The 14,059-nt window shown below is 68.7% G+C and carries 15 protein-coding genes and 2 pseudogenes; 10 read left to right on the top strand and 7 right to left on the bottom strand.

Features of this window, described 5'->3' with window-relative positions; all coding sequences use genetic code 11:
* Window positions 1-19: 19 nt before the first annotated feature.
* Complete coding sequence (locus tag WME89_RS52175) at window positions 20-205, bottom strand: hypothetical protein (RefSeq protein ID WP_438006952.1); 186 nt, start codon at window positions 203-205, stop codon at window positions 20-22.
* Between the two features lie 209 nt (window positions 206-414).
* Here WME89_RS52175 and WME89_RS52170 point away from each other — a divergent pair, with 209 nt between their 5' ends.
* A complete protein-coding gene (locus WME89_RS52170) occupies window positions 415-1,209 on the top strand; it encodes a transposase (RefSeq protein ID WP_438006951.1) in 795 nt (264 codons plus the stop codon).
* Window positions 1,210-1,344: 135 nt separating this feature from the next.
* On the opposite strand, the gene WME89_RS52165 is transcribed toward WME89_RS52170, so the two are convergent.
* Window positions 1,345-1,749 (bottom strand): hypothetical protein, encoded by a 405-nt coding sequence (locus WME89_RS52165; RefSeq protein ID WP_438006950.1) that lies wholly within the window; start codon window positions 1,747-1,749, stop codon window positions 1,345-1,347.
* Window positions 1,750-2,064: 315 nt separating this feature from the next.
* On the opposite strand from WME89_RS52165, the gene WME89_RS52160 reads away from it, so the two are divergent.
* From WME89_RS52160 to WME89_RS52150, 3 genes and pseudogenes are all read left to right on the top strand, one after another.
* Entirely contained in the window at window positions 2,065-2,814 is a 750-nt protein-coding gene (locus WME89_RS52160) for an SDR family NAD(P)-dependent oxidoreductase (RefSeq protein ID WP_438006949.1), read from the top strand.
* A gap of 106 nt (window positions 2,815-2,920) precedes the next feature.
* A pseudogene (locus WME89_RS52155) lies at window positions 2,921-3,240 on the top strand (family 43 glycosylhydrolase); the annotation flags it as partial.
* The gene (locus tag WME89_RS52150; RefSeq protein WP_438012098.1) at window positions 3,239-3,664 is read left to right on the top strand and encodes a hypothetical protein; all 426 of its coding nucleotides are present in this window, start codon (window positions 3,239-3,241) and stop codon (window positions 3,662-3,664) included. The pseudogene WME89_RS52155 and the gene WME89_RS52150, both read left to right, overlap by 2 nt.
* A gap of 207 nt (window positions 3,665-3,871) precedes the next feature.
* Here the strand turns inward: WME89_RS52150 and WME89_RS52145 are convergent.
* From WME89_RS52145 to WME89_RS52135, 3 genes and pseudogenes are all read right to left on the bottom strand, one after another.
* A pseudogene (locus tag WME89_RS52145) lies at window positions 3,872-4,090 on the bottom strand (SDR family NAD(P)-dependent oxidoreductase); the annotation flags it as partial.
* A 174-nt stretch (window positions 4,091-4,264) separates the two neighbouring features.
* On the bottom strand, window positions 4,265-4,927 hold the full coding sequence (locus WME89_RS52140) for a hypothetical protein (protein ID WP_438006948.1): 663 nt from the start codon (window positions 4,925-4,927) through the stop codon (window positions 4,265-4,267).
* Window positions 4,928-5,082: 155 nt separating this feature from the next.
* On the bottom strand, window positions 5,083-5,637 hold the full coding sequence (locus WME89_RS52135; protein WP_438006947.1) for a dickkopf-related protein: 555 nt from the start codon (window positions 5,635-5,637) through the stop codon (window positions 5,083-5,085).
* Between the two features lie 265 nt (window positions 5,638-5,902).
* On the opposite strand from WME89_RS52135, the gene WME89_RS52130 reads away from it, so the two are divergent.
* The 6 genes from WME89_RS52130 to WME89_RS52105 all read left to right on the top strand — a co-directional run bounded on the left by WME89_RS52130 (window position 5,903) and on the right by WME89_RS52105 (window position 11,809).
* Window positions 5,903-6,991 (top strand): AraC family transcriptional regulator ligand-binding domain-containing protein, encoded by a 1,089-nt coding sequence (locus WME89_RS52130; RefSeq protein ID WP_438006946.1) that lies wholly within the window; start codon window positions 5,903-5,905, stop codon window positions 6,989-6,991.
* A 252-nt stretch (window positions 6,992-7,243) separates the two neighbouring features.
* A complete protein-coding gene (locus WME89_RS52125) occupies window positions 7,244-7,939 on the top strand; it encodes a mobilization protein (RefSeq protein ID WP_438006945.1) in 696 nt (231 codons plus the stop codon).
* A 574-nt stretch (window positions 7,940-8,513) separates the two neighbouring features.
* Window positions 8,514-9,404 (top strand): hypothetical protein, encoded by an 891-nt coding sequence (locus WME89_RS52120; RefSeq protein ID WP_438006944.1) that lies wholly within the window; start codon window positions 8,514-8,516, stop codon window positions 9,402-9,404.
* A 124-nt stretch (window positions 9,405-9,528) separates the two neighbouring features.
* Window positions 9,529-10,599, top strand: coding sequence for a hypothetical protein (locus tag WME89_RS52115; protein ID WP_438006943.1), 1,071 nt, complete (start codon window positions 9,529-9,531; stop codon window positions 10,597-10,599).
* A 416-nt stretch (window positions 10,600-11,015) separates the two neighbouring features.
* A complete protein-coding gene (locus WME89_RS52110) occupies window positions 11,016-11,249 on the top strand; it encodes a hypothetical protein (RefSeq protein WP_438006942.1) in 234 nt (77 codons plus the stop codon).
* A gap of 47 nt (window positions 11,250-11,296) precedes the next feature.
* On the top strand, window positions 11,297-11,809 hold the full coding sequence (locus WME89_RS52105) for an MmcQ/YjbR family DNA-binding protein (protein WP_438006941.1): 513 nt from the start codon (window positions 11,297-11,299) through the stop codon (window positions 11,807-11,809).
* A gap of 57 nt (window positions 11,810-11,866) precedes the next feature.
* Here WME89_RS52105 and WME89_RS52100 read toward each other — a convergent pair whose 3' ends face one another.
* Window positions 11,867-13,204, bottom strand: a complete 1,338-nt coding sequence (locus WME89_RS52100; RefSeq protein WP_438006940.1) for a S1 family peptidase — start codon at window positions 13,202-13,204, stop codon at window positions 11,867-11,869.
* 12 nt (window positions 13,205-13,216) lie between these two features.
* Window positions 13,217-13,903 (bottom strand): hypothetical protein, encoded by a 687-nt coding sequence (locus WME89_RS52095; protein ID WP_438006939.1) that lies wholly within the window; start codon window positions 13,901-13,903, stop codon window positions 13,217-13,219.
* Between the last annotated feature and the right edge of the window lie 156 nt (window positions 13,904-14,059).

The raw sequence follows: 14,059 nt of genomic DNA, 5'->3' as shown, positions 1-14,059 counted from the left end.
TCCCATGATGTCCCTGCCGTCAGACGCCGGGGATCAGGCGAACGCGCGATCTGAGCCGCCGTTTCTTGTGCGTGGCGAGATTCGATGCATCGCTCTCGAAGATCAAGGTGGCGCCGAGCGCCACCCCGGCAGGGTGGCTGAAGAGGTCGCCGGCGTTGCTCGTCCCGTCCGGCGGCTTCCTTTCGGTGTAGGCCACGAACGGCACGGAATCCTCGAGCTCCGCGACCTCCTTGCCCCCCGAGGGGTGAGCGAAGGTCGAGGTCACATCGATGTAGACGGTCGCCCCCTGGGGCAGGGATGCGGGCAGCGGGAACGATCTCCCCGCCAGGCGCTGCTTGAGGGCGCGAGCCGCCCGACGCCAGGCGACATCGTCCGAGCTGCCTTTGAGCTGGACGCGGAGGACGCCGCCGGCAGGTGACCCGGCGCGTCTGTCCGCGCCGCGCGAAGGGGTCGAACGCCGTGTGCGAGAAGCGGAATCAGGATGTGCAGCGCGATCGCGAGCGAAGTGGGGCGATACCACCGGGCAACGCCCTCTCGCAGCCTGGAAGCATCGCCGCCGCCGAGCCCGAAGCGCATGTCCCCGCTTACCCGATCGACCGGGCAGGCACAATTGCGAAGCTCGACCCGAAGGGAGCGGCCCTGGAATCGGACGACGCTGGAGAGGCGCGTTTCGAGCCGATGCGGCGCGGGCCTTTCACGACGGACCTCGATGGGTTCAACGTGCAGGCCGCGGTTCGCAGCGAAGCGAACGATGACGAGCGGCGCGAACGCCTCTGCCGCTGCTGCGCCCGGCCGAGCTTCTCCCTCGATCGCATCTCGCAACTTTCGGACGGGCGCATCGCGTACCGGCTCAAGTACCCGACGCGGGGCGCCACCCACCGGATCATGACGCCGGTGGAATTCATTGCTCGACGTGCCGCATTGATTCCTCCACCTCGGTATCCATTGGTGCGGTATAGCGGCGCGCTCGCACCGCACTCGAAATGGCGCAGCGCCGTGATACCACGCGTCCCTTCGATACCACGGAAGGACAACTCGGAAGCTACGCACGGTTCAGGTGGCAAGGATTCGACGCGGCGCGGCACGGCAGAGCACGGGACGCCAACCCAACTGGCGGCGGAGGGACAGCCATCGAAAAAGCGTTCGCCCGTACCTGGCACGCCCTTCCAAGCGCAGGGGAAGCGTTTGGACGAGCTTAGCGCAATGTAGACAATATTACACAACCGAGTGAGCTCGTTGGATCTGTTGGCTTTTGTAGGCGGATCAGTGAATGTATTTTTACGTTATGTCAACTGCCGGCCGTTGGCGGGAACTTCTTGACAGGTCGGAATGGCTCTGCGCGGGCTATCCTCGGTAGTATGCCTGCGCGAACGCCTGAACGGCCTCGAGCTCGTCGAGGCGAGCCCGCGGCGCCGCGAACGTCGCGACGAGCACCTGCGGCTCCTCGGGCCGCTCCTCGTCGCCGTCGTCCGCGCCGATCGCCCGCCGCACCAGGAGCGACCGCTCCAGCCCGGCGTCGATCGGCCGCTCCCGCTCGCCCAGCAGCGCGCCGTTGCACGTCTCGATGCGGATCCGCCGCAGCGATCGGTGCGAGTCGATGACGCGTTCGAGCTCCCCGGCGATCGCCTCCGCGTCCCTCTTCACCGAGCCGGCGCGCAGCGCGAGCCGGCGCGCAGCGCGAGCCGGCGCGCAGCGCGAGCCGGCGCGCAGCGCCTCGCGCGCCGCGATGGCCCGCGCCTCGGCGCGCATCGTCTGCTTGAGCGCCTTGGCGAGGTCGGCGTAGACGCCGAGGGCCTGGTCGCTTTGACAGGCCCTGTTCGCCGGGTTAGTCGAGTCACAACCGCACTGATTGTACGCCTTACCATCAATGCAATCTTAAGGAGCCAAACGGCGCTGTCTGCTCATTCCACACGCTGTACAGGTTGATTCCAGGGCGGTCGAGGAGCGCGAGCGCATGAGCACCCAGGCGCTCGCGGGCCCGTTCATACCGGTGTTTGACGGTCGGCTGGAGACAGCCAGTCTCTCGATCCATTCCAATACTCATTACACGGAGTTTAGATTATCATGCTCAATAATAAAGTCGTTTTGATCACCGGGGCCACATCGGGAATCGGGGCCGCGACCGCGGTCGCGGCGGCGCGGGCCGGCGCCAAGGTGGTGCTGGCCGCGCGACGCCAGGAGATGGGCGACGCGCTCGTGGCCCGCATCAAGGTGGAGGGTGGAAACGCGCTGTTCGTCCGCACCGACGTCACCGTCGAGGCGGACATCCAGGCTCTGATCGAGCGCACCGTGGAGGCCTATGGGCGGCTGGACAGCGTCTTCAACAACGCCGGTATCGCCACCGCGCTCGGGCCGCTCGCGGACGTGCCGGTCGTCGATTACCTCGCTCTCATGCAGCTCAACCTGCACAGCATCTATCTGTGCATGAAGTATCAAGTGCCTGTCATGAAGAAGGGCGGCGGCGGCTCGATCGTCAACTGCGGCTCGATCGCCTCCACGGTCTCTGCGCCCGGGTTCGGCGTCTATGCCGCGACCAAGCACGCGATCCTCGGCCTCACCAAGTCTGCTGCCATCGACTACGCGGCGGACAAGATTCGCGTCAACGCCATCCTGCCCGGCCCGGTGGAGACCGAGATCTGGGATCACATGCAAAGCGGCGAGCAGGTGCTCGACGCCTTCGCCGCGGCCACGCTGATGAAGCGGTACGCGCACGCCGACGAGATCGCCCGACCGGCGGTCTTCCTGCTGTCCGACTGGTCGTCGTACATGACCGGCGCGCAGCTGACCGTGGACGGCGGCTACACCGCGGTGTGACCCGGGGCAGCGCGCCTCGGAAGATCCAGGCGCGCTGCCAGCACCTCGCCGCGACGTCGTCCCCGAGGAGCGCATGCTCGCGCAGATCGTGAGCTGGCGCCCTGAGGCGCCGCAGGGTATCGCCAGGAACGGCAAGTACTATCTCTACGTACCGCTGAACAACGCCACCGGCGCGAAAATCGGCGTGGGCGTATCGAACGATGTGGCAGGCCCGTTCATGGACCCGCTGGGAAGGGAGCTGGCCCAGAACGGATCCGGCAACATCGACCCGACGGTGTTCGTCGACGACGATGGACAGGCCTACATGTACTGGGGGAATGGCACCCTCCGGTACGTGAAGCTGAGCTCGGACATGACAGCACCTCGGGAAGCATCACCAACGTGTCGTTGAGTGGCTTCACCGAGGGGCCGTGGTTCTACAAGCGTGTATACCCTCATCTACAGCGACCCGACCTCCGCAGCCAACGCGCCGGTGGTGCGCGACGGCGAGGCCATCCTGCACGGGCTCGTGGCCCGCGCGGCCGAGGCGGGACGGCTCCGGGTGAGCGTCCCCCACGCCGTGCGCCTGATCGCCGCCGCCGGGGGCGGGGTGACGCTCTCGCTCATCGCCACCCCGCCCGAGGAGCGCGACCCGCGGCTCTCGGGCGCCATGCGCGACGCGGTCCTCGCCGCGATCACGGTCGCCCCCACGCCCGACGCCGCCCCCGACGAGGCGCCCGGCGCGGGCCGGGTGGCGGCGCGCGCCGTGGCCCTGCGCGCCGTGCTCGCCGAGGCGCCCGACGCCCTCTCCCCGGCCGAGCGGCACCTGCTCGGCGAGTGGCTCGACCGCCTGGCCGGCGCGGGCGGCTGAAGCGCCCGCGCCGCCACACGCCGCGAATCAGGCGAACCCGCGATCTGAGCCGCCGTTTCTTGTCCGTGGCGAGGTTCGAGGCATCGCTCTCGAAGATCAAGGTGGCGCCGAGCGCCACCCCGGAAGGGCGGCTGAAGAGGTCGCCGGCGTTGCTCGTCCCGTCCTGCGGCTTCCTTTCGGTGTAGGCCACGAACGGCGCGGCCCCCTGATCGCCATGGTGAGCGTCATCGCGTTGAGAGCCGTCTTGGACGCAGGGTAGACGGGGCCGAAGATCGAGCGCCAGGGGAAGGTCCGGTCCGAGTTCATCGTCAGCGAGCCAGCGCCGCTCGACACGTTGACGATGCGGGCGGCCGGCGCCTCGCGCAGGAGCGGCAGCATCGCCTGGTTAACGGCGACGACGCCGAACACGTTGGTCTCGAACACCGCGCAGGAGCGTCACGATGGCGCTCGCCATCAAGGCCGCTGACGCTCCGATGCCCCTGCGGTCCAGGGGGCGCCCGGCGCGGCCGACGGTGCATCCGCCCGGCGGGTCTCCATCCAAGCCCGCCGCCGGCGTGGCGCCTTCTCCCGTGACAGGCACCTCTCCGTCGGCGTTCTCCTCTATCCAGCGGCCGTATGCAGGCATGAGCGCGTAGATCCCGCCGTCTCCGCAGTCGGCGCCGGCGGGCGAGCCGAGCGCGCGGACGCTGATGCCGAGGAGGTGCGGATCTCCCTGAACTGGTGGCATGACCAGTTGTCCGAGAAGGAGACGCTCGCGCGACAGCAGTACGTCGACGCCCTCTGCGACGAGTCGCCCGACTCGGAGACCCGCTCCGCGACCGAGAGCCAGCTCGAGCGCAGCTCCGTGAGCCGGGCGTCGAGGGTTCCCTCCGCGTGCTGCCGCTCCATCTCGAGCAAGACGGGATCATAGGACTGGAAGTAGAGCTCGATCGCGTCCGACCCGGCCGCGAGCAGGTCTCCGGAAGAGGCCCCCTCCTGGAGGAGCTCGATCAAGGTCTGGACCTGGCTCTGCTGCCGCATCGCCTGCGCCTTGGACCAGGCCTCGGTCCATCCGGCCGAGAGCGTCCCGGAGGCCTGCCGCGCCTCCAGCTCGGCGCCGATGTTCTCCACGGTCCGCAGCAAGAGGGCCGGCGTGACGGCCGCCGACGCCTCGGCCTGCGGCGCGGGCGGGTCGCTCTCCGCCTCCGTGGCGTCGCCCGAGCCGCAAGCGGCGGAGAGCGTCGCGATCAGCATGGACAGGGCAAATGCGAGCTGCTTCTTCATCTGGATCTCCTGGAATGGGTCGTGGCCTGTCAGGCCGAGACGGTGCTACGGCAAGCGTGTATCACGCGCTCGCGAGGGCCCGAGCTCCACTTCGCGACAGGCAATGTACAGAATGCGCCAGGGTGCCTTGACACCGGAATGTGTAGTCGCAGCGGTCAACGACAGGAGAGAAACCTGCAGTTCCCGGAAGCGCACTGGTTGTCCTTGGTGCACGCCGCGCCTCGGCTGCGCTTGTTGACGCACGCGCCCTCGTGGGTGCCCCATCCACAGAACTCGTTCGCACCGCAGTGCGCGTCGGAGCGGCAGAGGCACGTCTGGGTGAGATCGCCGCAGCGGTCGCTGGAGCACTCCTCGTTCACCCGGCACCCCTGGCCGATGGTCTTCGATCCGGGCGTGTAACACCAGCCGGCGCCGGCGATCAGCCCCCCGCAGCGGCCGGACGCGCACTCGCCGTCGCGCGTGCACATCTGATGATCGGCCTTCTTCGGCTCGCAGGCGTTGTCGCCCCCGATGCCAGGCGTCTTGAGCGCGCAGCGGAGGCCGCTGCCGCAATCGGCGTCGTCATTGCAGACGCGGCGCCCCGGGATCGCGTTGTCGGCGACGGCCGTGCACTGGCCGCCCTCGCGCTCCTCATCGAACTGGCAGCAGGACGCGCGAGATCGGCCATGGGGCCTTGCCCGCTGGCCGGCGGGGTCACTCCCGAGTCGCACCCGGACGTCATGAGCGCGAAGGCGGCCAGGGCCGCGGTCGCGAAGCGGCCCGCGCGGCGCCGGCGACGCCGGTGGGGCGCCGGGCCAGGTCGAGGCGATCGAGCACGTGTCAGGCAATGGTCGAAACAGGTCATCGGTGGCCCAGCCCGGGGGGTTCGGTTGTAGGTGTCCCAGGCTCTCAGCGCGCCCAATTCGCTGAGGTATATCGCCGGATCGATCGCGCGACAGATTTACATTTTGCGACACGCTCGCATAATGCGCCATTATGCCGGCTCAAGGTTCGGGATCCACGGAGTTCTTGCGGGCCCTGGTGACAGCGGCAGCGAGAGACGGGCTCGAGGCCGAGGAGGTTCGGCGCGTGATCGATCTCCCCAGCGGCTTCCTGGAGAAGCGGGGCGCACGCGTGTCCATCGCCATGGTCCGCCGCGTGTGGAGCGGCCTCACGGACCCCCGCGCGGCCGGTCCTCTCCTGGGCCTCCGCGCCGCCCGGCAGCTCCCGCTGGGGAGCCTCGACCTCCTCGATTACCTCGCAATGGCCAGCGCGACCGGCGCAGAAGCGTTCGCGCACCTGACACGGTATCTGCCGCTGCTCGCGGATGCCGGGCGCGTCTGGACCGAATCCGACGGGCAGAGCTTCCGGCTTCGTCACGATGCGCCCGGCGGCGTCCCCTCGCTGGCGGAGCTGCTGCTCGGGCTGGTCGTCGCGCGTTCCCAGGCGCTGTTCGGGCCGGCCCACGCGCCGCGCCGGGTCCAGTTCGCGCACGCTCCCCTCGTCGCGGCCAGCAGGTATGAAGAGGTCCTCGGCGTCCCGGTGCAGTTCGGGGGCCGCTTCGACGAGATCGTCTTCGACCGCGACATCGCCCGGGCGCCGATCGCCAGCCAGGACCCGCAGCTCAGCAGCATCCTTGTTGCGCAGGCGGAAGAAGCGCTCTCTCGCCTTGACGTCTGCGGGAGGGTCGCGCACGATGAAGAGTTTGTCCCTGCCGTCCGGCATGCTCTGGCGCTGGCGCTCGACGCGGGCGACACCAGCCTGGCGCGCATCGGCGAGAGCTTCGGGATGAGCGCGCGGACGTTGCAGCGCCGCCTGGCCGCGGCGCACGTCAGCCACCGGGAGCTCTTGCAGGAGCTGCGGCTGGAGCGGGCGCGGCGAGCGCTGGGCGGCGCCCAGCCCAAGGCGGTGTCTCATGAGCTCGGTTACTCGAGCCCCAGCGCCTTCCACCGCGCGTTCAAGCGCTGGACGGGGCTGACCCCCGGCGCCGCGGCAGAGGGCGGCGCCTCGCCGCCGGCGGGATGGGGCGGCGGCAAGAGGCAGCGGGGGGCCGGGGAGCCGCCTGCGCCGCCGGCGGGCGCATAGCCGCCGCCGTGGCAGGCCAGATGCCCTGATCCCGCGTCGCCGCGCACCGCGCCGGCGCGCGACGCCTGGCGGGTTTTGTCACCGTCACCCCTGGCGCGCTTTGTCGCCTTCGCCGCCAGCCCGAAGGCAGGTAGTCCAGCATGGCTCACGGCGAGGTCCACGAGGCGGTCGTCGCCGACGAAACCTTCCGGACACCGCGCCGTGGACGAAAACCACGTTGCGTGCGCAACAGCGGACAACTAGGGTGCGCCGATGAGCACGATTCATTTCATCGGGGGCGAGAAGGGCGGCGTCGGCAAGTCGGTGGTGGCCCGGCTGGTCGCCCAGTACTGCATCGATCGCGCGCTCCCCTTCGTTGCCCTGGACGCCGATGGCTCGCACGGGTCGTTGCTGCGGCACTATGCCGAGCACAGCCGGCCGGTGGATCTCACCCGCTTCGAGAGCGCCGATGACATCATCGCGCTGGCGACCGAGACCGAGCGCCGGGTGGTCGTGGACCTGCCGGCGCAGAGCGAGCGTCCCCTCTTCGCCTGGATCACGGAGGCGGGTGTCCTGGACCTGGCGCGAGAGTGCGGCATCACGCTCGTGCTCTGGCACGTGATGGACGACGGCAAGGACTCGTTGCTCACGCTGGATCGGCTGCTCAAGCGCGGTGGGACGGCAGCGCGCTACTGCGTCGTGAAGAACCAGGGCCGGGGCAAGGATTTCTCGCTCTTCGATCGCTCGCCGACCCAGGCGGCGGCCGTGGCGCAAGGCGCCGTGGTGCTCGACCTGCCCGAGCTGCACCCGGCCGCGATGCAGAAGATCGATCACCTCGACGTGAGCTTCTGGGCCGCAGTCAACAACCCGGCGATCGGGGGTGAGACCTTCACGAGGATGGACCGCCAGCGCGTGAAGGTGTGGCTGCAAGCGGCGTTCGACCAGCTGGCGCGCGCCGACGTGATCTGAGCGGGAACGGTCACGGCGCGCCGGGCGCCTCCTGGCGGCGGGCAGTCGAGACCACGAGCCTGGCCTGCGCGTCTCCAGGGCGCTCACGATGGCGTCTCCAGAGCCTCCGGGCGAAGCGCCGACCCTCTCTGGCCGCAATCGCCCCCTCCGTCGCAGTCGACCCCATCGACCTCCCACACCCCGGGATCGCGGCGCGCCTGACGCGACGACGCGCTGAGCTCGCGAGGCGAGCTGCGCCGGCGCGAGCGCGCCTCGCGCGACCTGGGTGAGACCGATCGGGATGGGATCGGAGCGGCCCGGGAGGACGCGAGATCCAGCATACCCGTAGGTTTCGGCTGGTCGTGGGTGCTCGCGCGCGCAGGAGCTGATGGCTGCTGGTCGGAGCTCGAGCCGTACGAGCCGAGCGAGCTGCGTTGAAGACCGCCGTCGCGACCGATTCTTGCTCGGAATGTCAGAACAGAAGGTCGTGCCTCGAAGGATCTATACGAGCAGCCAGGTGGGACAGGTAATCACAGAGGTAGCCTGGCCATCGCTGCGATGAGGCGCGCGCCAGCGCGGCGCCAAGGGAGACACGTTGAAGAAGCACAACATCATCCGGATCCATGCGGCAGTCGCCCTCTGGGGCAGCTGCGCGAGCATGGGGGACGCACGCGCGGCGGAGGGCGCTGACGTCTCGTGGAACAACCTCGTCGAGGTTGGCGCGTCCGACGGCGGCATCGCTCGCGGCCCCGGCTCGGGCTGGCACGCCGGAGCTTCGTCGGTCGAGCGGATCGAGGCGGGCGACGGGTTCGTGGAGTTCTCCACGAACGAGGCGGACCTCTACAAGGCAGCGGGCTTGAGCCACGGCGACGACAGCCAGGGCTACGCCGACATCGACCATGCGATCTTCCTGCGCGGCGACGGAGGTCTGGAGATCTTCGAGCAAGGCTACGGGCAAAGCTTCTTCGGGATGTACGAGGCCGGCGCGAGCCGGCGGACGCCCGCGGCGGAGGCCCGGCGCCTCTCCGCTGCGCCTGCGCCCTCGCGCTCGCCTGCCTCCCACCCGGCGTCGGAACCGGGCTGGGCGGTTGGCCCCCCGCGCGCCTTCGCGTACAACGCGGCGGACGTGCCGAGCGGTCCGGACGTACCCGCGCAGGCCAGCGCAGCCTCGGAGCAAGTATCCCCGGCGCCGGCGAGCCCCACGGCCGGTCAGCCGCCCCAGCCCGGCGCGGACCCGGCCCGGCCCGCGGCCTCGCGCGACGCCCACGACGCGGGCGCTGACGCCGACGCTGACGAGCTGCCGCCGGGGGAGCGCGCCTCCACGCTGTTCCTGGTGGTGGTCGCCTTCCTCTCGGCCGCGGCGGATCTCGGCACCAAGGCCTGGGCCCACGCCCAGCTGTCCGGGTTCGATGGCAAGCGCGGCGGGTCCAAGACCCTCACCATCATCCCCCCGCCTTCACTCCACAGCCTGCTCATGTCTTCCTAATGCCTAATGGCAAGAATCGAGTAAAAGAATTTAACAGATTCTCTGTTGGCAATTTCAACCACCGATTTGCGTATCTACGATCATACCGTTTTAGAGCAATAGCATTGGTGTACAGAGGTAGAGTATGAGAAATGTATCCCGTCGTGATTTTGGGAAGGCTCTCTTGGGTGGCACGGCAGCAGGGCTGACAGGCTCATCCTCATTCGTCAGCGCCGCTCCAATTAACAGATATGTTGGACCTACCCTGGTATTTGCAACCTATAATGAGCTGACCAATGCAGTAAACTTAGGCCGATATGATGCAGTGAAAGTCGTTGCAGCTACAACATATGGACTCCTCAATGACGCAAGGCAGCATGTTCAATGGGATGCCTCAAACCGACTCCAAGTCTGCAATTTGACTCGTTATACGATTGTACGCACAGCTACAGGAGATCATGGAGCAATCGATCCCAATGCTGTCTATAATGAAATTAGGCCATGGTACGATGCCAAAAGCCAATCCACTCATGGTTTGAGCCCAAGGCCCGGATACAGTAACCTATTGATTGAGCTTGGCAATGAGCCCAATGTCAATGGGCGCTATCGAGACGAAAATTTTATTTGGGAGACACGCCACAATCTACTTCAGGCTATCACTGTTTGCCGAAACAACTTTCCTTTAGCAAAGATAATTTGCACAGCGATTGCACCCAGAGTACACAGGCAGATCGATAATTACGATGACGCTACAAATACCAAACGATGGGTTGAGATTTACGCAAACGCAACAACAACTGAGAGCGGCGCAAGCCGCAACGTTGTGAATGAATGTGACCTTGTTGGAGTGCATTTCTATGCAACCTATTCATGGACAAGTGAAGAGGCTACCAATGATAACAGTATGCGATTTATGATAAATACATACAATCAGTATGTTGGGACGAGGAAGTGGTGGGTGCTTACTGAGTTTGGATTGCGCAATTGGCCAAATCAGTCTGGCATCTGCGATGATTATACAAAAGGGCATCGCAACGCTGGAATGCTTCACTTCAATGAAGGTCCATCTGGTTGTTCTCTTCCCTCCAATGTATGGGGTGGCACATATTATCAACTGAACACTGTTGCTGATAGGAATGATGGAGAAGGTGGATATGCGTACTACTATCCAAACGGTGATTGGAACTATCGCAACCGACTGAATAGTGGCGTCTAATAAGGCATCGCCTCTTTGTGACCGTTCATAGATGTTGCTCACTCACAGATAATAACCGACTCGTCCTGCCCGCCTTCTCCGCGAATGCCTCTCCCGTACCCAGATCGCCGGTACACCGAGTCCGCTCTGGCCTGGGCACCACGGCACTCCGGCGCTCCGCATGGGGTGCAAACACTCCATGATCCCGGACAAGCGAGTACCTCGGCGGGGGAACAAGTGTGGAAAGTCGCGCAAGCTGGACAGCAGCGGAAGGCACAACCGGATGGGCCTGGGCCCGCCGGCCCCTCCGGAGCCTGGTGTACCCATCGAGCGCACGCTATGCCTCTCAGCGGCGGTAACGTTGGGGCGACGTTTGCCCGGTCGCAGGGCTTCTCGGACCTTGCCTGGAGCGACAAACAGGTTGAAACCGCGAGGCGATGGACGGCACGTCGCGCCCCCTCGTCGTGGAGCCGCCCGCACCCACGGCGCGCGGGAACGCGGCCCTTGACTGGATCCTCGCGTTCAGCGACATCAACAAGCTCGCGAACACGGGTGGACGCGAGCGCACGGAGGCCGACTATCGTTCGCCGCTCGAGGCGGCGGGGCTCTGCGGAAAGCACGTGCGCGAGACGCCGAGCTTCTATAGGGTCTTCGAGGCGGTGCCGGCCTGAGCCGCCCTCACGACGGCGCCCCACCCCTCTTACCGAGGTGCACCGCCATGATCTCCTCCGACGATCTCCGAAGACTCGCGCTGTCGCTGCCCGAGGCCGAGGTGCAGGACCACTTTGGTAAGCCGTCGTTCCGCGTGCGAGGGAAGATCTTCGCGACCCACTGGGTGGCGGAAGAGGCCGCGGTCCTGAAGCTGTCCCTCGAGGAGCAGGACAGCCTGACGCAGGCGCAGCCCGACGTCTTCTCGGTGACGCCGTGGGGACATCAGGGCTGGACCCGGGTGGAGCTCCGTCGCGTCGACCCGACGCTGCTGGAAGAGCTGCTCGTGGGGGCCTGGCGTCGCGTGGCGCCGAAGCGCGTCGTCGCGCAGCGGGACGCTGGCCGCAGCGCGGGGGAGCCGGCCGCCGACCGCAGCGCGGGGGAGCCGGCCGCCGGCCGCAGCGCGGGGGAGCCGGCCGCCGACCGCAGCGCGGGGAAGCTGGCCGCCGGCCGCAGCGCGGGGAAGCCGGCGGCGCCGCCGGGGTCTGCCGCACGCCCGCAGAAACGCCGGCGCGCAACGTGAAGGGCGCCGGGACGCGCGGCCGGAGCGCGCCCCGGCCGGCCGGCACCAGCGCGCGGCCTACCCCGTCCGGCGCCGGCGCTCTCCGCGCCGGGAGACGGCGCGGCGGCGCAGCGCACGCAAACCACGCAACCCGACGACGAGCGCGCCCGCCTCGACCAGCGTGAGCCAGCGCCCGCCGGGCCCTGCGCCCGGCGGGAATCGCCCGGCCGCGCAGCCTCCCGCGGCCGCCGGCGGCGCGGGCGCCTCGTACCTGCAGCCGTGAGCGCGCGCCGCGCCGGCCGCGGGCGAGCAGACGCCCCCATGCGGGCACGGCTCCGGATCCTCCGGGAAGCAGAGCGCGCTGCAGGTCGAGCCCTCCTCCCCGTCGAGTTCCCCGTCGAACCGCGCGCACATGCCGAACTCGCACGCCTCGTCGCGCTCGCAGGGGGCGCCGATCGCCCCCGGGCTCGGCCGGGCGTACCGGCACTGCGCTGTCCCCGGCGCGCCGCCCTCGCAGCGCATCGAGGCCGGGCAGTCCGCGGGGCCTCCGCACGCGCGCGAGCAGTAGGGGAAGCTCGGCGCGTCCTCCGGCGACACGCACAGGCCCGAGGCGCAGTTGCCCGGCTCGACGCAGGGCGCGCCGGCCTGCCCGCCGGTCTGCTCGATCGCCGCGAGCAGCGGCTCGACGAAGCCGCCGAGGTGCGCGTCCACGCGCACGGCGCTGGCGCGCTCGGCGCACGCCTCGTCGCCGCGCGAGATCAGGCCGACGAGGGCCTCTCCCCCGCCGGCCGCGCCGAGGACGGGCCCGCCCGAGTCCCCGGAGCAGGCGCTGGACGGCGAGGGCGTCAGGGAGAACGTGAGCGCGCCGAGCTCGCCGAGGAGTGCCGTTCCCTGCATCCGCCGGGCGTCGCCGCGCTCCTCGGGGTCCTCCCGCCCGAACCCGACGAACCGGACGCTCCGGCCGGCGTCCTCGTCCGTCAGGGGCTGCGCGCGCAGCGGGACCGGCGCCACGTCGAGCGGCTCGCGCAGGAGCAGCAGGCCGATGTCGTGCTCGGCAGCTCCCGCCCGGTAGTCCGGAGACGACCACGCCCGCGCGACGCCGACGTGGACCCCCTCGGCGGCGGACGGGCCGACGAGCACCGTGTCCGCACCATGGCCGGCGAGGCAGTGCGCCGCGGTGAGGACGACGCGCGGGCGGATGAGGACGCCCGTGCACCCGACCTCGCCGCCCACGGCGATGCCGACGACCGCCACGTCCTCGGTCGCCGGCGTGCCGTTCCTCACCGCCTGCCGCGCCTCGGCGGCGCCCGGCGGCAGGGGCTCGTCCGCGGGGGCGCACCCCGCCCCGAGGAGCAGGAGCAGGGCGGCCGCGGCGGGTCCTCTCGCGATGCGCGCTGTCATGAGCTGGACCCCCACGGCGGCGTCACCTCACCGCGGCTGGCCGCAGTTGCCCCGGAAGCAGCACACGCTCGGTCCGGGGTTCCCCGCCGTGAAGCAGGCGACGGCGCCGGCGTTGCAGATCGCCGAGCACTGCCACGCGTAGTCCCAGGGCCTCGTCCAGCTCCCGGCAGCGCAGCCGTAGGTCGCGAAACAGGCGTCGTGCACGTCGCAGCAGCCGCCCTTCGTCCCGCAGCTGATGATACCGTTGTACGCGCCGGGCAGCAGGTCGCACCCCCAGTTGTCGTAGTCGACGCCCGAGTCCGCGCGGGAGACCTGCGCGTGGATCAAGGCCGCTCCGGTGATCGCGCCGTCGAGCGCCGGCAGCTGCTCCAGCTCGACCTCGAGCGACCCCGACGCGGCGATAGGCGCCGACTCGCCCGCCGCCGCGGGGTGGAAGAGCTTCCACTCGACCGCGGGCTTCTGCCCCTCGATCGCGCGGTAGTCCGCCGAGAACTGCAGGTCCCCGGCGAGATCGTAGATGTCCACGCGGACCCGCGACACATCGACCCGGACGGCGTGCGCGACGCTGCCATCGAGCTCGACCGTCAGCGTCTCCGCGCCCTCGTCCATCTGCGGGTCGCCGGCCGGCTCCGGGCCCGATTCAACGCTACAGCCCACGAACGCGAGAGCACCCACAGCAGCGAGCGCAGCCAGACGCAGCAAAGCTCTTCTCATCGCCGTCACCTCCGCAGTCATGGCGCTGGCACCGCCAGCGCTATAATTTTGCACCCACGCGCAGACACCCGCGTCTGCACAGGGCTTTGTAGCAGAGCCCGCGTTACAAACGACCTTCGCTGCCGTGATGGTCTCTCTACCGGACGAGGGCGCCGC

It is taken from the genome of Sorangium sp. So ce321 (assembly GCF_051530195.1).
GTDB lineage: Bacteria > Myxococcota_A > Polyangia > Polyangiales > Polyangiaceae > Sorangium.
The sequence above is the reverse complement of the archived record's forward strand: the minus strand, read 5'-3'. Positions and strand labels throughout refer to the sequence as shown.